Source organism: Mycetocola reblochoni REB411, from assembly GCF_900163835.1.
GTDB lineage: Bacteria > Actinomycetota > Actinomycetes > Actinomycetales > Microbacteriaceae > Mycetocola_B > Mycetocola_B reblochoni.
This window is the reverse complement of the sequence record NZ_FUKR01000040.1, coordinates 1-18,769: the sequence shown is the minus strand read 5'-3', so window position 1 is coordinate 18,769 and position 18,769 is coordinate 1. Positions and strand designations below refer to the sequence as shown.

Below are 18,769 nucleotides of genomic sequence, written 5' to 3'. Positions count from 1 at the left end.
CCACGCCGGCGGTCCCCCCGAGGGCCACGGCCCCGGCCCCGGTTCCGGTGCCTGAGAGCGCCGTGCCGGTGCCCCCGGCCGCGGCCAGGCCACCGCCGTGAGCTGCAGTGACAGCCGGCGGCAGCGCGGCGGCGGCGGTGCCGCCAGCGGCTTGCGTCCACGCGAGGTAGGCCCCCGACCCGCCGACACCGACCGTGATCGGAAGCAGCACCAGCGCGATCCGCGACGAGACGTGGCTGGCCTCCTCCGCGACGAGGGTGCAGCGGGCACAGTCGACCAGGTGGGCGTTGAAGGCCGTCAGCTCGGTCCCGTTCAGCTTTCCCCTGGCGTACTTGCCGACCCGGGAGATCGTCCAGTGGCAGGCCGAGTCGGCAGGGACCTCGGCGATGTGCGCCTGGATCCACGCCTGCCGCAGTCCCTCCCGCGCGCGATAGGCGAGTGCGGCGACCGCGTTGGCCCTCATCCCCAGCAGGGGCGCGATCCGAGCGGGGCTGAGCCCCTCGACCTCGCCGTACCAGAGCACCTCCTGCCAGCGGGTGGGGAGGGTGCGGAACGCGCGGACCGTGAGGCTCTGGTCGAGCGCGCTCGCGCTGGCCTCCTCCGTGCTCCGCGGGTCCTCGAGCATGTCGAGCATGTCGACGGCGGAGTCCTTGCGCGCGCTGCCCCAGCTCGCGGCGGTGTTCCTGACGGTCGTGAACAGGTACGGGCGGAACGCTCCGCGCGGCCCGCCGCCAGCGAGCAGCGCGCGGTAGATGCGCGTGAAGGCCTCCTGGACGAGGTCCTCCGGGTCGATCGTCGAGCTCGACGATCGCGCGACGGTCATCCCGGCGGCGTAGTGCCGCGACCACAGCTCGGCGTAGGCCGTGGAGTCGTCGCGGCGGCTCGCGGCGACGAGCGCCTCATCGCTGCGGATGGCGGAGCGGGACAGGGGCATGGAGGTTCTCCGTGGCCGGGGGGCCAGAGACGGTTCCTGGCGCGGGCGGGGGAGTGGCGTCGGAAGATGTTCAGGGGTTAGACGTCAGTATCGCCCGATCCCGACGAATCCTCAAGATTCGCCCCCTGAACGGGGTTCATGGACGGCGGTTCACAGACGAAATGTGAGGAATTTCACCACTGAGCGAGAATCCTTAGCGTCAAGCTGATAGTTTTAACGTACTTGCCGAGCCACTCGTATTGGGACCCGCATGATCGTATTCCTCACTGTTTTCTTCGTCGCGTCACTGCTGATCCCCGCGCTCGGAAAACGGTGGGGGACCCGTGTCTTCCCCGTCATCGCTCTCGTGCCCGCCGCGGCGTTCGTCTACACGCTCACTCTGGGGCCGAGCGTCCTCGCCGGCGGCGCGGTCGTCGAGGAGCTGCCCTGGATCCCGATGCTCGACCTCTCGCTGCTGTTCCGCATGGATGCGCTGGCCTGGGTCCTGTCCCTGGTGGTCACGGGCGTCGGAGCGCTCGTCCTGCTGTACTGCCGCCGCTACTTCACCGACACCGAGCCGGGGCTCGGCCGCTTCGCGGCCACGCTCTTCGCCTTCGCGGGGACGATGTTCGGACTGGTCACCGCCGACGACATCATGATGATGTTCATCTTCTGGGAGATCACGAGCGTCCTCTCCTACCTGCTGATCGGTCACTACACCGGTCGCCGGGAGAGCAGGGGTGCCGCGCTGCAGGCGCTGCTGGTGACCACCCTCGGCGGGCTGGTGATGCTCATCGGCGTCGTGATGATCTCCGTGCAGGCCGGCAGCAGCTCGCTCTCCGTCATCCTCGACTCCGGGCTCAGCGGCCCGGCCACGACGGCGGCCGTCCTGCTCATGCTCGTCGGCGCACTGTCCAAGAGTGCCCTCGTCCCCTTCCACTTCTGGCTGCCAGCCGCGATGGCCGCGCCCACCCCCGTCAGTGCGTATCTGCACGCCGCCGCGATGGTCAAGGCGGGCATCTACCTGGTGGCCAGGCTCGCGCCGGAGTTCTCCGACGTCCCCGGGTGGCACGCGGTCCTGGTCGGCTTCGGCGCCTGGACGATGCTGCTCGGCGCCTGGCGCTCCCTGCGGCAGTACGACCTCAAGCTCGTGCTCGCCTACGGCACCGTCTCCCAGCTCGGCTTCCTCACCATCGTCATGTCCTACGGCACGCCGGAGAGCGCGCAGGCGGGGCTGGCGCTGCTCCTCGCGCACGCCCTGTACAAGGCCACGCTGTTCCTCGTGGTCGGCATCATCGACCACGACACCGGCACGCGCGACTGGCGCCAGCTGTCGGGGCTCGGCAAGCGCGCGCCCGTCCTGGCGACGATCAGCGCGATCGCCGTGGCGTCGATGGCCGGGCTGCCGCCCACGCTCGGCTTCGTGGCGAAGGAGAGCGTGTTCGCCTCCCTCATCGAGGGGGCCGCCGCGGGCGACCCCGCCGGCTGGGTCGCGCTGGTCGGCGTGACGCTCGGCTCCGTCCTGACCGTCGCCTACAGCGTCCGCTTCTTCTGGGGCGCGTTCGCGACCCGCAAGCGACACGTGCGCTGCGAGGTGCACCACGGCCCGCAGAGCATCCTCCTCGCGCCCGGCGTCCTCGCCGTGCTCACCCTGGTCCTCGGCTTCGCGGCCCCCGTGGTCGACCACATGGTGACGCCCTACGCCGAGACGATCGGCCAGACGCACGAGCACCTGGCACTCTGGCACGGCTTCACCCCCGCGCTTGGCCTGTCCGCCCTCGTCATCGCCGTCGGGCTGCTGCTGTTCCGCTGGCGCGCGGGCGTCGCACGGGCCCAGGACCGGGTACCGGACACCTTCGATGCCGCCCGCGGCTACTGGAAGATCATCACCGGCATCGACCGCTTCGCCGCCAAGGTCACGATCTTCGCCCAGCGCGGCGGACTGCCGCAGTACGTCGGGACGATCCTGTCGGTGTTCGTCCTCAGCGTCGGCGCCGCCGCCTGCCTCGGCCGGGTGTGGCCCGACAGCTTCCGGGCGTGGGACTACCCGGTCCAGCCGGTCATCGCCATCATCATGATCGTCGCCGCGCTCGGCGCGGCCAGGGCGCGCAGGCGGATGGCCGCCGTGCTGCTCGTCGGTGTCACCGGTTTCGGCCTCGTCGCGCTCTTCGCCTTCCACGGCGCCCCCGACCTGGCGCTCACCCAGGCCCTCGTCGAGACGATCACCCTGGTGGTGTTCATCCTCGTCATGCGCCGGCTCCCCGCCCGCATGTATGCCGAGCGTGAGCCGGGCAAGAAGGTGCGGAGGGCGATCATCGCGTCGTCGGTCGCCGTGGTGACCGGTGCGGTGGGCCTGATCGCCCTCGGCGCCCGACAGCACGCGCCCATCACCGCCGAGATGCCGCGACTGGCATACGAGGGCGGGCACGGCAGGAACATCGTCAACGTGATGCTCGTCGACATCAGGGCGTGGGACACGATGGGCGAGATCGCCGTCCTCGTCGTCGTCGCCACCGGCATCGCCAGCCTGCTCTTCGTCCGCACGCGCAACGTCGACCTCAAGCGCGTCCCCGGCGCCCGGCGCTCCCGCCTGGACCGGCGGGCCGTGCCCCCGGACCCGCACGTCTCCGATGCGGCGAACCGCGGGCCCCGTCAGGCCTGGCTGATCGGCGGGCGAACGCTGACCGTGTCCAACCGCTCGCTGCTCATCGAGGTCGTCGTGCGGCTGCTGTTCCACCCCGCGATCGTCGTGTCCATCTACCTGCTCTTCGCCGGGCACAACGAGCCGGGGGGCGGCTTCGCCGGCGGCCTGCTCGCCGGGCTGGCGCTCGTGTTCCGTTACCTCGCCGCGGGCAAGTACGAGCTGGCCGAGGCCGTGCCGATCGGCCCGGGCAAGGTCCTCGGGACGGGCCTCATCCTCGCCGTCGGCACCGCCGCAGGGGCGCTCGTCTTCGGCGGTGAGGCGCTGCAGTCGGCGTACTTCAGCACCGAGCTCCCCGTCCTCGGCTACGTGTCCTTCGGGACGTCGACGATCTTCGACGTCGGCGTCTACCTGGTCGTGGTCGGCCTGATCCTCGACATCCTCCGGAGCCTCGGAGCGCAGATCGACACCGACCAGGACAACAACGACGTCGGCAGCTCCGACGAATTCACCGGCAGCACGAAGGGAGCAGCCCGATGACCGCCTCGCTCACCCTCGTGATCCTCATGGCCGTGCTCTACGGTGTCGGCGTCTACGTCATGCTCGAGCGCAGCCTCACCCGGCTGCTCATCGGGTTCCTCCTGGTCGGCAACGCGACCAACATCCTCATCTTCCTGATGAGCGGGGAGCCGGGGAAGCCGCCGCTGGTCGGCGACGACCTCAGCGCCGATGGCATGGCCGACCCGCTTCCGCAGGCCTTCATCCTCACGGCGATCGTCATCAACTTCGGCGTGACGGCGTTCATCCTCGCCCTCATCTACCGCAGCTGGTGGCTGGCCAGGCTCGGCGACCAGGGCGACGTCCTGCCCGACGAGCACGCGGGCGAGACCGAGGAGCAGACCGAGGCCGTCTTCCGCTCGGTCGACGACGACGACGCCGCCATCCAGCGTGCGCTCGACGAGAGCGACGAGCACGCGGACGACGACAACGACAACTCCCGTGCGGCCGCCGCCGCGTCGGAGAAGAAGCGGGCCAAGGCCGCCGGCAGAGGCCAGGGCACGGACACGACGGGAGACGAGAAGTGAACGCGCTGGTCCCCCTCGTCGTCATCATCCCGCTCATCGCCGCGGCCCTGACGCTCGTCGTCGGCCGTCGCCGCCGGCTCCAGGTGCTCATCAGCACCATCGGCCTGAGCGCGGTCGTCGTGATCAGCGCGGTGCTGCTCGTCCTCGTCGATACTCAGGGCGCCATCTCGGTCAACCTGGGCGGCTGGGAGCCGCCGTGGGGCATCGTCCTCGTCGTCGACCGGCTCTCCGCCGTCATGCTTCTCGTGTCGGCGTTGATGCTCCTCGGCGTCCTCGTGTTCGCCACGGGGCAGGGGATCGCGGACGGCGACGCCGAGACGCCGACGTCGATCTTCCACCCCGCGTACCTCATCCTGGCGGCCGGCCTGTTCAACGCCTTCGTGGCGGGAGACCTGTTCAACCTCTACGTCGGCTTCGAGATGCTCCTGGCGGCCAGCTACGTGCTGCTCACGCTCGGCGGCACCGGCGCGCGGATCAAGGCGGGCGTGACCTACATCGTCGTCAGTCTCATCTCCTCGCTGCTGTTCCTCGCCGCCATCGCGTTCGTCTACGGGGCGACCGGCACCGTGACGATCGCCCTGGTCGGCGAGCGCGTGGCCGAGCTGCCCATGGGCGTTCAGGTGGTGCTGTGCATCGCGCTGCTGATGGGCTTCGCGGTCAAGGCCGCGGTGTTCCCGCTGTCCTTCTGGCTGCCGGACTCCTACCCGACCGCGCCCGCCCCGGTCACCGCCGTGTTCGCCGGGCTGCTGACCAAGGTCGGCGTCTACGCGATCATCCGCACCGACAGCGTGATGTTCCGTGACGTCCCTCTGCAGACCCCGTTGATGATCGTCGCCCTGCTCACGCTCGTCGTCGGCATCCTCGGCGCGGTGGCCCAGGCCGACATCAAACGGCTGCTGTCGTTCACGCTGGTCAGCCACATCGGCTACCTGATCTTCGGTGTCGCGATCAGCTCCGAGCTGGGGATGACGGCGACCGTCTACTACGTGATCCACCACATCATCGTCCAGACGACGCTGTTCCTCATCACCGGGCTCGTCGAGCGCATCGGCGGGACGACCTCGCTGTCGCGCCTCGGCGGGACGACCTCGCTGTCGCGCCTCGGCGGGATGATGAAGGCGGCGCCCTTCGTCGCCGGGTTGTTCTTCATCGGGGCGATGAACCTTGGCGGGATTCCGCCGTTCTCCGGCTTCCTCGGCAAGATCGGTCTGTTCAGGGCCGGCGTCGACCTGGGCACGCCGCTGAGCTACGTGCTCATCGTCGCCGGCATCGTCACCTCGCTTCTGACGCTCTACACGCTGGTGCGCGTCTGGAACATGGCGTTCTGGCGTCGCAAGGAGGAGGTCGACGACGGCTACGAGTCCCCGCTGCTCGACTCGCTGAGCGAGAGCCCCGAGGACGACGGCGCGGTCGACACCAAGGAGAACAGCGCGCTGATGTACGTCTCGGCGACGGGGATGGTCGGGCTCACGCTCGCGCTGACCGTGTTCGCCGGCCCGCTGTACGACTACGCGGCGCGCACCGCGGCTGATCTGTCCGACCCGGCGAACTACACGGAGCTGGTCTTCCCGAACGGTCTGCCCGAGCTCGAAGGGAGCGCCCCATGACCACGGTCTCCTCACGGCGCAGGCGCGTCGCCAGCTACATCGTCCTCCTGATCGGCCTCGCGCTGCTGTGGTGCCTGATCTGGGGGAGCTTCAGCGCCCTGACCGTGCTCACAGGGCTGATCCTCGGCCTGCTGGTGTCGGTGTTCTTCTACCTGCCGGCCGTCGAGCTGTCCGGCCGGGTGAACGTGTTCCGGCTGGTGGTGTTCCTGCTCCGGATCCTCTGGGACATCATGATCGCCTCGATGCACATCACCTGGATGGTCATTCGGCCGGGGTTCCAGACGAGCAACGCGATCATCGCGGTTCAGCTGCACACCCGGTCCGACCTCATCCTCGCGTGGACGGCCGAGGCGGTCTCCATCGTCCCCGGCTCGATCATCGTCGACCAGGACAGGGAGACCTCGACGCTGTACATCCACGCGATCGACATGTCGAACGAGCAGGACATCGACAAGTTGGTGCGACAGGTGCTCGCCGTCGAAAGGCGCATGCTGCTCGCGGTCGGCTCGCCGAGTGAGGCGGCCGACGCCAGGAGCCGCGCCCGCGAGGAGCGGGCGGCGCGGGCGGCGGCTCGGAAGGGAGGCCAGCGGTGACCGACACCGTCTTCGGGATGACCATGATCGTCCTCATCTGCGCGCTGTTCACCGCGGGAGCGGTGGCGGCCGTGTACCGCATCATCGTCGGGCCGGCCCTGCTGGACAGGGTCGTCGCCACCGACGTGCTCATCGCCACCGTCATGTGCGCGCTCGGCGCCGAGATGGCGATCAACCACCACACCCACACCCTGCCCGTGCTGCTGGTCCTGGCGATGTTCGCCGTCGTCGGGTCGATCAGCGCGGCGCGCTTCCTCGCGAACCAGGACGACGCATGACCGACTTCGCCGACACCGTCACCCTCGTCCTCGTCTTCTTCGGAGCGCTGATGTGCTTCGCCGCCGGCGTGGGTCTGCTGCGCTTCCCCGACGTGCTGGCCCGGCTGCACGCGGCCACTAAGCCGCAGATCTTCGGTCTCATCGTGATCTGCTTCGACATCGTGCTGTCCTCGCCCGGGATCGGGACCATCACCATGGCCGTGGCGATCATCGTGTTCCAGGCGCTGACCGCGCCCGTCTCGGCCCATCTGGTGTCCCGTGCCGCCTACCGCTCGGGCCGGTTCCGCCCCGAGTCGCTCATCCGCGACGACCTGGCCGTGCGGATGGCGTCGGGGGACGAGGCGAGTGCGGGTGCCGCCCCGGGCCGCGGCGACGGCACGGGCCCCGACGACGCGAGCGCGGGGCGCCCGACCGACTGATCCGTCGGCGGACGCCCCGCGTGATGACCCTGAGGACTTAGCAGCCCGCCTCGGCGACCGCCTCGATCTGAGCCGTGTCGGCCTTCTCGTAGACGTCGAGCTGACCGCGCCCCATCTGCTCCGTCATCGCCTGGGCGAAGATCTCCTGCGGCTGCTGCTCGCCGGCGAAGGGGCCGCCGCCGTTCGCGAGGTCGGCGCACTCCTGCGACTGGCCCGCCCGGACGTGCGACGCCTCGTGCGCCGCGACCGTGCGCGCGGCGTCGACGCTGGTGATGTCGTCGGCGATCGAGTTGCTCAACGTCACCTCGGCGTCGACGCCCTCTCCGACGCCGAGAGCCCTGGCCTGGCCACCATAACCGTTGTCGCCGCCGTAGCCGTTCACCGTGTCCTGCCAGGTGATGCTCACCTCCGCCTTGTCCGCAAGCGCCCGAACGTAGCGCTCCGCGACCTTCGTGCCGTCGTCGCCGGCGGCGGTCGCCTCGGTCCATGCGGTCTTCTCGCTCGCGGCGATCGCGCCGCGGGCCGCGTCGTCAGCGGTCGTGTCGGCCTCGTCGGACGTGGACGGGTCAGATTCTGACGACTCGGACTCTGCCGACTCCGAGTCCGAGGACTCCGACTCCGACGACTCCGAGTCGCTCGCCTCGGGCGCACCTGACTCCGGCCCGGCCTCGGTGTCATCGGTGGGGACGCTGTCGTCAGCGGAGGGGGAGGGCGTCGAGTCGTCGGCGTCCTCGGAGCTCGCGTCGTCCTGCGCATCGATCCACGCTCGCGGGTCGAGCCAGGGGGCACCGGAGGGCGGCGTGCGGACACTGCTGTCGGCGCTCGTGCTCGCGCTGCTCTCCGGGCCGCTGTCGCTGTCGTGCTCGCTGTGACTGTCGGTCACGAAGGCGTCGGCGTCGGGAGCGGTGGCGGAGCCCGACCGGTCGACCACGGTGACCGGGGCGTCGGTCGTGCCGCGCTCGAGAAGCGGTGCGGCCTGCACGGCCGGGACGGCGCAGAGCGCGGTCACGGCGAGCGCACCGCCGAGCACCGCTCCGGTCAGCGGTGCGCGGCGTGCTGTTCGGGTGTGACGGAACATCGTCATAGTGGGTGTTTCCTTCCCTGTTGATGGTTGCTCGCTGGCGCGGGGGCACGTCGAGTCGACTCGTCAGGCACGAGAGTGCGCCGTGCGGGTTCACGGCGGGAGTCATGTCCGCGGCGCCGATCGCGCCTGGGTGCGCGCGCCGTCTTCCGCGGTGGGACGAGGCGGTCATCGACCGCTCAACGGGTTGTGGCGGCGACGATAGCCACCGCTCCGCCGAACCATCCTGACGATCGAGTGTTCTGTGGAGGAAGCGGCGAGGACGTCGTTCGTCCGCCCTCGCCGCGCACCGATCGGGGGCCGCCGCGGACGACGACGGGGCTACGGAACGCGACCCCGTGCTGCTACGCTGAACCGTGTCGCAACTGGCGTAGAAGCGGGGTCCGCGCACCCCGCCCAAGATGGTCACCATCGGGGAGCGACTGACACGGATTCGGCCGCACGCCTGGGCCGATACGGATTCGATTCTGCCCATCCGCCGCTGTCGTAAGGAGCCCCGTCGTGACCGACACCTTCAACGCCCCCCTGTCCGAGGTCGATCCGGAGATCGCCGCCGTTCTCGAGCAGGAGCTCGGTCGCCAGCGCGACTACCTCGAGATGATCGCGAGCGAGAACTTCGTCCCCGTCTCGGTCCTGCAGTCGCAGGGCTCGGTGCTCACCAACAAGTACGCCGAGGGCTACCCCGGACGCCGTTACTACGGCGGATGCGAGTTCGTCGACGTCGCCGAGTCGCTCGCCATCGAGCGGGCGAAGAGCCTCTTCGGGGCCGCATACGCCAACGTCCAGCCCCACTCCGGCGCCTCGGCGAACGCCGCGGTCCTCTCCGCGATCGCGACCCCTGGCGACACCATCCTCGGCCTCGAGCTCGCCCACGGCGGCCACCTGACGCACGGCATGAAGCTCAACTTTTCCGGCAAGCTCTACGACGCCGTCTCCTACGGGGTCGACCCCGAGACCTTCCTCGTCGACATGAACGTCGTGCGCGACAAAGCCCTCGCGCACAAGCCGAAGGTCATCATCGCCGGCTGGTCGGCGTACCCCCGTCATCTGGACTTCCAGGCCTTCCGGGACATCGCGGACGAGGTCGGCGCCACGCTCTGGGTCGACATGGCGCACTTCGCCGGGCTGGTCGCCGCGGGGCTGCACCCCTCGCCCGTCCCCTACGCCGACGTGGTGTCCTCGACGGTGCACAAGACCATCGGCGGACCGCGCTCGGGCTTCATCGTCAGCCGCGACACCGAGCTGGCAAAGAAGCTCAACTCGAACGTGTTCCCCGGTCAGCAGGGCGGGCCGCTCATGCACGTGATCGCGGCCAAGGCGACCGCGTTCAAGCTGGCCGCCACCGACGAGTTCGCCGACAGGCAGGCGCGCACGATCAGCGGTGCGCGCATCCTGGCCGAGCGGCTGACCTCGGACGACTCGCGGGCGGCCGGCGTCGACGTGCTCACCGGCGGGACCGACGTCCACCTCGTGCTCGCCGACTTGCGCACCTCGCCCCTCGACGGTCAGCAGGCCGAGGACGTCCTCCACTCGGTCGGGATCACCGTCAACCGCAACTCGGTGCCGTTCGACCCGCGCCCGCCGATGGTGACCTCCGGTCTCCGGATCGGCACCCCCGCGCTGGCGACCCGTGGTTTCGGGGACGCCGAGTTCACCGAGGTCGCCGACATCATCGCGCTGGCGCTCCGGCCGGGCGCGGACGTCCCCGGCCTGCGGCAGCGCGTGGCCGCGCTGACCGAGCGCTTCCCGCTCTACCCCGGTCTGGCCCAGTAGCGTGTCGGCGATCAGACTGGACGGCCTGGCCGCATCGGGCGCCATCAAGGCGGAGCTGCGTGAGCGCGTCGCCGTGCTCAGGTCGCGGGGCGTGGTCCCCGGGCTCGGGACGCTGCTCGTCGGCGACAACCCCGCGTCGCGCTCCTACGTCACGGGGAAGCACCGCGACTGCGCCGAGGTCGGCATCGAGTCGATCCAGGTGGAGCTGCCCGCCGACGCGGGTGAGGCGGACATCAGGGCGGCCATCGCTGAGCTCAACGCGAACCCCGCCGTCACCGGGTACATCGTCCAACTGCCGCTGCCCGACGGTGTCGACGAGAACGCGATGCTCGAGCTCATCGATCCGGCGAAGGACGCGGACGGGCTGCACCCGATGAACCTCGGCGCCCTCGTGGCCAACGTCTCCGGACCGATGCGCACGCCGCTGCCGTGCACCCCGGCGGGGATCGTGCAGCTGCTGCTGCGCAACGACGTCGCCATCTCGGGCTCCCACGTCACCGTGATCGGCAGGGGGCTGACCGTCGGCCGGCCGCTGGGCCTGCTGCTGACCCGCAAGGGCCTGGACGCCACCGTCACCCTCACGCACTCGCGTACCCCCGACCTGGCCGAGCAGGTCAGCCGCGCGGACATCGTCGTGGCCGCCGTCGGCGTGCCGCACCTGGTGAAGCCGGAGTGGGTCAAGCCGGGCGCGGCCGTGCTCGACGTCGGCGTGACCCGGGTGGGAACGACCGAATCGGGACGGGCCAAGCTCGCGGGCGACGTCGACCCGGCCGTGGCCGAGGTGGCCGGCTGGCTGTCGCCCAACCCCGGCGGCGTCGGACCCATGACGCGGGCGCTGCTGCTGGAGAACGTCGTCCTAGCTGCGGAGCGCGCTGGCGTCTGACACCGCCCGCTCGTCGCCGAGTTCTGGCCCCGTGGAGAACGTTCCGCGGGGCCAGCGCTCGCATCAGCCGTGCGTGCCGCTGTGCCGGGAGTGCGCGGCGAGGACGCCGTCCTGCAGGAGCAGGCCGATCGGAGGGCGCGAGGAGGCGTCGGTGTGATGCTCGCTCCCGCGGCTGCTCCAGCAACGGGTGGTCGCCGCGGGGGAGGGGATGAGGTGGGGTGTGGACACGTGATGCCAATCTGCGGGGGTTCGGTGCCTGAATAGTATGGGCAGCACCCGGGCTGCCGGTCACGATCCGAAACGGACCCATCATGATGAATTCTGGACAAGCGTCGGGCGGCGTTCGGGTGAAGTCGCTTCGGTTCCAGCCGCGCGGCACCGGATCCCGCTTCGCCGAGATGCTCAGAATCGGGGGAACGACGGGGGAGTGGCCGCCGCCGATGGTCGTTCCCCACCGCGTCGACTTTCACACCGTGCTGCTCACGCGAGAGGGGCAGGGTCATCATGTGATCGATTTCGACTGGCATGCGTGCGCGCCGGGCACCGTCAGCTGGGCGATGCCGGACCAGGTGCAGCGGGTGGTCCCCGATCCGTCGCTGAGCGTCGTGGCCCTGCTCGTGCGCCGCGACGCGCTGCTGATCGCGGAGGCGGCCGATCGGCTCGAGGCGCGACCGCCCGAGCGGGTGTCCTGGGCGGTCGGCCGGCAGGAGCAGGCCAGGCTCGCGGACTTCCTCGACGCCCTCAGCGCCGACATCGACGCGCAGCACGACGAGCTCGTCCGCTCGCGCGTGACCACCCTGCTGCTCGAGCTCGAACGCCGCTCGCGCCTGGACGAGGCCCCGCACGACGCCGAGTCGGCACACCTGCTCGCCGCAGTGAGGCTGGCGATCAACGAGCGGTTCCGCACGACGCGGCGCGTCGAGGACTATGCCGCCGTCCTCGGGTACTCGGCACGCACGCTCAACCGCGCCTGTCAGCGGTTGACCGGGAAGACGGTGAAGGCCCTCCTCCTCGAGCGGACGATGCTCGAGGCCAGGCGCCTGCTCGTCGACTCCTCGGCCACGGTCGCGTCGATCGCCACCGAGCTCGGTTTCAGTGAGCCGACGAACTTCGTCTCGGCCTTCCGCCGCGAGGTCGGGGTGACCCCGCAGCGTTTTCGCAGCGACCTGGTGGCGCGCGGCGTCCCCCTCGGCGGGCGCGGCCCGGCGGGGCCGCCGAGGGGGAACGTATAGTTGGCTCGGATGAGATGTGACCGTTCTCATCGGTGATTTCGGGCGGGGTTCGATGAAGAAGCAGACCGGAGCGGGGCGTGCCCCCAACATCAGGGACGTCGCTGCCCGCGCCGGTGTGTCCCACCAGACGGTCTCGCGCGTGCTCAACGGCAGCGATCGCATTCGGGAGTCCACGCGGCAGTCCGTCCTCGACGCGATCAAGGCGACCGGCTACCGGCCCAACAGCGCCGCCCGTGCGCTGGTCACCAGGCGCAGCGGGCTGATCGGCGTCCTCTCGACGCATCAGAACGCCCACTACGGCCCGCAGACCATGCAGATCGCCATGGAGCGGACGGCCCGCCAGGCCGGCTACCAGCTGGTCCTGGTGTCGACCTCGGGGGAGAGGGGCGCCGTCGACTCGGCGATCGAGCGGCTGCTCGCCCTCGACGTGGAGGCGCTTATCGTGCTCGCCCCGCGTACCGAGGTCTATCGCGCCCTCGCCGGGGTCGAGGCGCGCGTCCCCGTGCTCGCGCTTGACTCGAGCCGGAGGGAGGGCGCGAGCAACGTCGCCGTGGACCAGTTCCTCGGCTCACGTCTGGCGACGCGGCACCTCATCGACCTGGGGCACAAGGAGATCGTCCACGTCGGCGGTCCGCAGGACTGGATCGAGGCGGAGGAGCGCATGCAGGGGTACCTGTTCGAGCTCGGCGAGGCGGAGCTCGAGGTGACCCCGCCGATCCTCGGCGAGCTCTCCGCCGACTTCGGCTACCTGGCCGGGCGGGACCTGCTCAGGGGGCGCCGCTTCACCGGGATCGTGGCCATCAACGACCAGGTCGCCATCGGGCTCCTCCACGCCTTCAGGGAGGCGGGGGCCGACGTCCCCGCGCGGATCAGCGTGGTCGGCTTCGACGACATCCCCGAGGCAGCGCACATCCCGCCGGGGCTGACGACGGTGCGGCAGGACTTCGTCGCCGTGGGTGAGCGGGTGGTCGAGGCGGCGCTGGCGGAGATCGTCTCCGGCGCGCCGAGCGGCGCGATCCTGCTCGAGCCCACGCTCGAGGTCCGCGGCTCGACGGCGCCGCCGACGGACGCGGGCTGGTGGGCGTCCCGGCCCCTGTCGTGACGGTCGGTGCCGCCCCTGTCGCCACCGCACCGGCCGACGCTGCGGCCGGCCCTGTCGCGATGGTCCTGGTGGGGCGTTCGCCCCGTCGCGTTCGCGCCCTCCTCCGGCCGCCGGCGGCGGACGGTCACGGTTCGGTCGCGGGTTCTCCACGTGGAGTTGACACGGCCGCGTGACAGTCCTAGGTTGACGCTATAAATGTGAACGGTCACATTTACTCGGAGCAACGATGCTCCCCGACGACGAAGTCGAAGAAAGGCAGCAATGCACGCGATGCACAGCAGCGGCGCTGAGCAGGCAACGGGGACCACCCGATGAGCGCCACCGCCCCCATCCTGCAGATGGACTCGATCACCAAGGAATTCCCCGGCGTCAAAGCCCTCGCGGACGTCTCACTCAGCGTCGGCATCGACGAGATCCACGCGATCTGCGGCGAGAACGGCGCGGGCAAGTCGACGCTCATGAAGGTGCTCTCCGGCGTCTACCCCTACGGCAGCTACAGCGGCACGATCACCTACCGGGGCGAGGAGGTGCGGTTCAAGGACATCAGGGCGAGCGAGGCCGCGGGGATCGTCATCATCCACCAGGAGCTCGCGCTCATCCCCGAGCTCAGCATCACCGAGAACATCTTCCTCGGCAACGAGCCGACCACCCGTTTCGGGTCGATCGACTGGAAGGGCGCCCAGCGCGAGGCGCGCGAGCTGCTGGCCAGGGTCGGCCTGGACGAGGATCCCGACACCCTCATCAAGGACATCGGCGTCGGCAAGCAGCAGCTCGTCGAGATCGCCAAGGCGCTGTCGAAGCGGGTGAAGCTGCTCATCCTGGACGAGCCGACCGCGGCGCTCAACGAGTCCGACTCCCAGCACCTGCTCGACCTGCTGCGGGGGCTCAAGGGCAAGGGCGTCAGCTCGATCATCATCTCCCACAAGCTCAACGAGATCGAGCAGGTCGCCGACTCGATCACCATCATCCGCGACGGCCGCGCCATCGAGACGCTCAACGTCGTCAGGGACGGCGTCAACGAGGACCGAATCATCCGCGGCATGGTCGGGCGCAGCCTGCAGTCCCGCTTCCCCGACCGCGTCCCCGAGATCGGGGAGGTGTTCTTCGAGGTCAACGGCTGGACCGTGCAGCACCCGGTCTCCGCCGAGCGCATGGTCTGCAAGAACGAGAGCTTCACCGTCCGCCGCGGCGAGATCGTCGGGCTGGCCGGGCTGGTGGGCGCGGGGCGCACCGAGCTGGCGATGAGCCTGTTCGGCCGGTCGTACGGGGCCTACCGCTCGGGCACGATCGTCAAGGACGGCAAGCAGGTGCAGCTGCGCACCGTCCACGAGGCCATCGACAACGGCCTCGCCTACGTCAGCGAGGACCGCAAAGCGCTCGGGCTCAACCTGCTCGACGACATCAAACGCTCCATCGTCTCCGCCAAGCCCGAACGGATCTCCCGGGCGAACGTCGTCGACGAGTACCGCGAGCACGACGTCGCCGAGGAGTACCGCCGCAAGCTGCGCATCAAGACCGCGAGCGTCGAGAGCGGCGTCGACACCCTCTCCGGCGGGAACCAGCAGAAGGTCGTCCTGGCCAAGTGGATGTTCACCGAGCCGGACCTGCTCATCCTCGACGAGCCCACCCGCGGCATCGACGTCGGGGCCAAGTTCGAGATCTACGGGATCATCCAGGAGCTCGCCGCGCAGGGCAAGGGCATCGTCCTGATCTCCTCCGAGCTGCCGGAACTGCTCGGGCTCTCCGACCGGATCTACACCATCTTCGAGGGCGCCATCACGGGGGAGTACTCCGCCGCGACGGCCACACCCGAGGCGCTCATGAAGTCCATGACCTCCTCCGCACAGAAAGTGACAGCAGCATGAGCGGCATCTCCGATCTGAAGAAGATCTTCGGCACGGGCAACACCTCCAAGCTCCGCCAGTTCGGCATCCTGTTCAGCCTGATCCTCATCGTCGCGCTGTTCCAGTGGCTGACCGGGGGGCTGACGCTCTCGTCGACGAACCTCATCGCGGTGGTGAGCCAGTACTCGTACATCCTCATCCTCGCGATCGGCATGGTCATGGTCATCATCGCCGGGCACATCGACCTGTCGGTCGGGTCCGTCGCCGCGATCACCGGCGTCGTCGTCGCCAGGGCGATGGCCGAGTTCAACCTGCCCTGGCCGCTCGCCATCGTCTTCGGCATCGTCGTCGGCGCCGCGATCGGCGCCGGGCAGGGGTTCTGGGTCGCCTACGTCGGCGTCCCCGCGTTCATCGTGACCCTCGCGGGGATGATGCTCTTCCGCGGCGGCCAGGTCTTCATCGGCAACGGCAACACGGTGCCCGTCCCCGACGGCTTCCGCGCGATCGGGTCGGGCTTCCTGCCCGAGGTCGGGCCGGAGACCGGATACAACAACCTGACCCTTCTGATCGGACTCATCGCGATCGTGACGATCATCTGGCGCGAGCTCCGCTCCCGCGCCGTGCAGCGGCAGATGGGCTCGGAGATCGCCCCGGCGTGGGTCGCGGGCATCCGCGTCGCGCTGCTGGTCGGCATCGTCGTTGTCGCCACCCTGCTGTTCGCGGGAGGCCGCGTCGGCACGAGCTTCCCGATCTCCGGCCTCATCCTGGTCGTGCTCGTCATCGTGTACTCCTTCATCACCAGGAGGACCGTCTTCGGCCGTCACGTCTACGCCGTCGGCGGAAACTCCCGGGCGGCGGAGCTCAGCGGTGTGAACTCCAAGCGGATCAACTTCTTCGTCATGATGAACATGTCGATCCTCGCGGCGCTGGCGGGCATGATCTACGTGGCCAGGGCGGGCGCCTCCGGACCCAACGACGGCACCGGCTGGGAGCTGGACGCGATCGCCTCCGTCTTCATCGGTGGTGCGGCCGTCGCCGGCGGCGTGGGCACCGTGATCGGGTCGATCATCGGTGGTCTGGTCATGGCGTTCCTCAACAACGGCCTGCAGCTCATGGGTGCCGGTGCGGACACCGTCCAGATCGTCAAGGGCCTCGTGCTGCTGGTCGCCGTCGCCATCGACGTCTACAACAAGAAGCAGAACCGCTTCTCCATCATCGGGATCTTCACCTCCAAGCGCGGGGGCAACGCCTCCGTCGCCGCAACCACACCGACGTCGGGCGCCGCCCCGTCCGCGACCGCATCAGCGGAGACGGGCGCACCCGCCAAGGACTGATCAGAGCCGATCAGCCCGACACACCAAGAGAAAGTGACTCACATGCGCAAGAAACTGATTGCATCGGTGGCCCTCGCGGCCGCGGGCGCCCTCGTCCTGGCCGGCTGCTCCAGCCGCGGCGGCGACAGTGCTGGCTCGGACAGCACCGAGGGTGCGGCCGGCTTCGAGGCCGGATCGCTCATCGGCGTCGCCCTCCCGGCGAAGACGAGCGAGAACTGGGTGCTCGCCGGAGACCTGTTCACCGACGGCCTCACCGAGGCCGGCTTCAAGGCAGACGTCCAGTACGCCGCCGCGGGCAGCCCGGTCGCCGACCAGCAGGCCCAGATCCAGTCCATGGTCACCAAGGGCGCGAAGGTCATCGTCATCGGCGCGGCCGACGGCGGGCAGCTGAGCACCCAGGTCGAGGCGGCCAAGGAGGCCGGGGCGACGGTCATCGCCTACGACCGCCTGATCCTCAACACCGACGCCGTCGACTACTACGTTGCCTACGACAACTACGAGGTCGGCGAGCTCCAGGGCCAGGCGCTGCTGGACGGCATGGAGGCACAGAAGGGCGACGGCCCGTACACGATCGAGCTGTTCTCCGGCTCGCCGGACGACGCCAACTCCTCCGTGTTCTTCGACGGCGCCATGAGCGTGCTGCAGCCGGCCATCGACTCCGGTGACGTGGTCGTCGGCTCCGGCCAGACCTCGCTCAAGCAGACCGCGACCGACGGCTGGAAGCCGGAGAACGCCCAGCGTCGCATGGACTCGCTGCTGACGAGCACCTACAACGGGGACACCGAGCTCGACGGCGTGCTCTCGCCGAACGACACCCTCGCCAGGGCGATCATCACCTCGGTGAAGGGCGCGGGCAAGGACATCCCCGTCGTCACCGGTCAGGACTCCGAGGTGGAGTCGGTCAAGTCGATCATGGCCGGCGAGCAGTACTCCACGATCAACAAGGACACCAGGGCGCTGGTGACCCAGACGATCGACACGGTGAAGGCGCTGCAGGCCGGTGACGAGGTCGAGGTGAACAACACCGACGACTACGACAACGGAAGCAAGGTGGTCCCCGCCTTCCTGCTGCCCCCGCAGATCGTGACGAAGGACAACGCGGCGGAGGCCTACGCCAACGACCCGACGCTGTCCAAGCTCGTCGAGTAGCGGCTCCCGCCGCCGTCCGAGGAATCGGGCCCGTCCCTCGTGGGCGGGTCCGATTCCTCGTTTCGGGGCGTGGTCCTGCCGGAGTGCTCGTCCCGGGGTGGTCATGCCGGAGCGGGCCCGCCAGCCGGGAACCGGGATTTGCACTGTGGTGGCGATAGTGCAAAACTGCACTCCGTGAGTAAGAGTGCAGATTCGCCGACGGGGCTCTCCGCCCGCATGGCCGCGACCGCCGCGCGGATCACCACTGTCTCCCGCCGGCTCACCGCGGCCAGGGGGCTGGCCGGCTTCACGATCGACGAGCTCTGCGACGAGGTCGGCATCGCCCGCCGGACCTTCTTCAACTACTTCCCCGGCAAGGAGGACGCCGTCCTCGGCATCGACGAGACGGAGCGAGGCGAACGCCTGGCGGCCCGGTTCCTCGAGCGCGGCTCCCGCGGCTGGGGCGCCGTGTTCGACGACGTCATCGACATCGCCGGGGAGCACGCGGCCGAGATGGGGCTCGGGCTCGCCGAGCACGCCGACTTCCACGCGGCGCTCGAACGCGAGCCGCGGCTGCTCGTGCGGTTCATGGGACTCAACCGCGCACGGGACGAGGTGCTGGCGTCCCTGATCGCCCGGCGCGAGGACGTGCCGGAGGACGACCCCAGGCCCCGGGCGTGCGTGGAGCTGATCAGCATCGCGATGAGCACCACGATGTCCTCGCTGTTCGCCGGAGGCGTCGACGCCTCGCGTTCCGCCGGGGACGTCGTGGCCGACACCCTCCGCTCGACCATCGACGGCTTCCGGGCCGTTCTCGCCACCGACCCGCCATCCTCCCCGCCACCCTCCCCGCGAA

The 18,769-nt window shown here is 69.8% G+C and carries 17 protein-coding genes and 1 riboswitch; of the genes, 14 read left to right on the top strand and 3 right to left on the bottom strand.

The window, feature by feature from the left end:
• Positions 1-934 (bottom strand): sigma-70 family RNA polymerase sigma factor (locus FM119_RS07590; protein WP_143822650.1); only part of this gene is annotated, 934 nt, incomplete at its 3' end.
• 250 nt (positions 935-1,184) lie between these two features.
• Between FM119_RS07590 and FM119_RS07585 the strand changes: the two genes are divergently transcribed.
• Genes FM119_RS07585 through mnhG form a run of 6 tightly spaced genes read left to right on the top strand, consistent with a single transcriptional unit; the run spans position 1,185 to position 7,536 of the window.
• On the top strand, positions 1,185-4,094 hold the full coding sequence (locus FM119_RS07585) for a Na+/H+ antiporter subunit A (RefSeq protein ID WP_087137077.1): 2,910 nt from the start codon (positions 1,185-1,187) through the stop codon (positions 4,092-4,094).
• Positions 4,091-4,639 carry a Na(+)/H(+) antiporter subunit C gene (locus FM119_RS07580; RefSeq protein WP_087137076.1) on the top strand — a complete coding sequence of 183 codons (549 nt, stop codon included), beginning with the start codon at positions 4,091-4,093 and terminating at the stop codon, positions 4,637-4,639. Before FM119_RS07585 ends, FM119_RS07580 begins: the two co-directional genes overlap by 4 nt.
• Entirely contained in the window at positions 4,636-6,246 is a 1,611-nt protein-coding gene (locus tag FM119_RS07575; RefSeq protein WP_087137075.1) for a Na+/H+ antiporter subunit D, read from the top strand. Before FM119_RS07580 ends, FM119_RS07575 begins: the two co-directional genes overlap by 4 nt.
• Entirely contained in the window at positions 6,243-6,839 is a 597-nt protein-coding gene (locus FM119_RS07570) for a Na+/H+ antiporter subunit E (protein WP_087137074.1), read from the top strand. Before FM119_RS07575 ends, FM119_RS07570 begins: the two co-directional genes overlap by 4 nt.
• The gene (locus tag FM119_RS07565; protein WP_338065669.1) at positions 6,836-7,117 is read left to right on the top strand and encodes an MrpF/PhaF family protein; all 282 of its coding nucleotides are present in this window, start codon (positions 6,836-6,838) and stop codon (positions 7,115-7,117) included. Before FM119_RS07570 ends, FM119_RS07565 begins: the two co-directional genes overlap by 4 nt.
• Positions 7,114-7,536 (top strand): monovalent cation/H(+) antiporter subunit G, encoded by a 423-nt coding sequence (mnhG, locus tag FM119_RS07560; protein ID WP_087137073.1) that lies wholly within the window; start codon positions 7,114-7,116, stop codon positions 7,534-7,536. Before FM119_RS07565 ends, mnhG begins: the two co-directional genes overlap by 4 nt.
• A gap of 37 nt (positions 7,537-7,573) precedes the next feature.
• Here the strand turns inward: mnhG and FM119_RS07555 are convergent, their stop codons facing one another.
• Positions 7,574-8,620, bottom strand: coding sequence for a hypothetical protein (locus tag FM119_RS07555; protein ID WP_087137072.1), 1,047 nt, complete (start codon positions 8,618-8,620; stop codon positions 7,574-7,576).
• A 348-nt stretch (positions 8,621-8,968) separates the two neighbouring features.
• Positions 8,969-9,075, top strand: a riboswitch (ZMP/ZTP riboswitch).
• A 43-nt stretch (positions 9,076-9,118) separates the two neighbouring features.
• Between FM119_RS07555 and glyA the strand changes: the two genes are divergently transcribed.
• Together glyA and FM119_RS07545 are read left to right on the top strand one after the other, a co-directional pair.
• A complete protein-coding gene (gene glyA, locus FM119_RS07550; protein WP_087137071.1) occupies positions 9,119-10,390 on the top strand; it encodes a serine hydroxymethyltransferase in 1,272 nt (423 codons plus the stop codon).
• A gap of 1 nt (position 10,391) precedes the next feature.
• Complete coding sequence (locus tag FM119_RS07545; protein WP_087137070.1) at positions 10,392-11,273, top strand: bifunctional methylenetetrahydrofolate dehydrogenase/methenyltetrahydrofolate cyclohydrolase; 882 nt, start codon at positions 10,392-10,394, stop codon at positions 11,271-11,273.
• 63 nt (positions 11,274-11,336) lie between these two features.
• Here FM119_RS07545 and FM119_RS13895 read toward each other — a convergent pair whose 3' ends face one another.
• Positions 11,337-11,501: a hypothetical protein gene (locus tag FM119_RS13895; protein ID WP_179205253.1), complete on the bottom strand. Its 165-nt coding sequence runs from the start codon at positions 11,499-11,501 to the stop codon at positions 11,337-11,339.
• An 83-nt stretch (positions 11,502-11,584) separates the two neighbouring features.
• Between FM119_RS13895 and FM119_RS07540 the strand changes: the two genes are divergently transcribed.
• The 6 genes from FM119_RS07540 to FM119_RS13605 form a co-directional block, all read left to right on the top strand.
• The gene (locus tag FM119_RS07540) at positions 11,585-12,505 is read left to right on the top strand and encodes a helix-turn-helix domain-containing protein (protein WP_087137069.1); all 921 of its coding nucleotides are present in this window, start codon (positions 11,585-11,587) and stop codon (positions 12,503-12,505) included.
• Between the two features lie 52 nt (positions 12,506-12,557).
• On the top strand, positions 12,558-13,607 hold the full coding sequence (locus FM119_RS07535; protein ID WP_087137078.1) for a LacI family DNA-binding transcriptional regulator: 1,050 nt from the start codon (positions 12,558-12,560) through the stop codon (positions 13,605-13,607).
• A 311-nt stretch (positions 13,608-13,918) separates the two neighbouring features.
• Entirely contained in the window at positions 13,919-15,472 is a 1,554-nt protein-coding gene (gene mmsA / locus FM119_RS07530) for a multiple monosaccharide ABC transporter ATP-binding protein (RefSeq protein WP_087137068.1), read from the top strand.
• 5 nt (positions 15,473-15,477) lie between these two features.
• Complete coding sequence (gene mmsB / locus FM119_RS07525; protein ID WP_218778737.1) at positions 15,478-16,785, top strand: multiple monosaccharide ABC transporter permease; 1,308 nt, start codon at positions 15,478-15,480, stop codon at positions 16,783-16,785.
• Positions 16,786-16,827: 42 nt separating this feature from the next.
• Positions 16,828-17,934, top strand: a complete 1,107-nt coding sequence (locus FM119_RS07520; protein ID WP_087137066.1) for a substrate-binding domain-containing protein — start codon at positions 16,828-16,830, stop codon at positions 17,932-17,934.
• Between the two features lie 174 nt (positions 17,935-18,108).
• A partial coding sequence (locus FM119_RS13605; RefSeq protein ID WP_143822649.1) for a TetR/AcrR family transcriptional regulator occupies positions 18,109-18,769 on the top strand: 661 nt, incomplete at its 3' end.

What these genes read in the sequence shown, in the direction of transcription:
- FM119_RS07585 (WP_087137077.1), top strand. Translation starts at nt 1,185, where the DNA reads ATGATCGTATTCCTCACTGTTTTCTTCGTCGCGTCACTGCTGATCCCC.
- FM119_RS07580 (WP_087137076.1), top strand. Translation starts at nt 4,091, where the DNA reads ATGACCGCCTCGCTCACCCTCGTGATCCTCATGGCCGTGCTCTACGGT.
- FM119_RS07570 (WP_087137074.1), top strand. Translation starts at nt 6,243, where the DNA reads ATGACCACGGTCTCCTCACGGCGCAGGCGCGTCGCCAGCTACATCGTC.
- mnhG (WP_087137073.1), top strand. Translation starts at nt 7,114, where the DNA reads ATGACCGACTTCGCCGACACCGTCACCCTCGTCCTCGTCTTCTTCGGA.
- FM119_RS07555 (WP_087137072.1), bottom strand. Translation starts at nt 8,620, where the DNA reads ATGACGATGTTCCGTCACACCCGAACAGCACGCCGCGCACCGCTGACC.
- FM119_RS07540 (WP_087137069.1), top strand. Translation starts at nt 11,585, where the DNA reads ATGATGAATTCTGGACAAGCGTCGGGCGGCGTTCGGGTGAAGTCGCTT.
- FM119_RS07535 (WP_087137078.1), top strand. Translation starts at nt 12,558, where the DNA reads ATGAAGAAGCAGACCGGAGCGGGGCGTGCCCCCAACATCAGGGACGTC.
- mmsA (WP_087137068.1), top strand. Translation starts at nt 13,919, where the DNA reads ATGAGCGCCACCGCCCCCATCCTGCAGATGGACTCGATCACCAAGGAA.
- FM119_RS07520 (WP_087137066.1), top strand. Translation starts at nt 16,828, where the DNA reads ATGCGCAAGAAACTGATTGCATCGGTGGCCCTCGCGGCCGCGGGCGCC.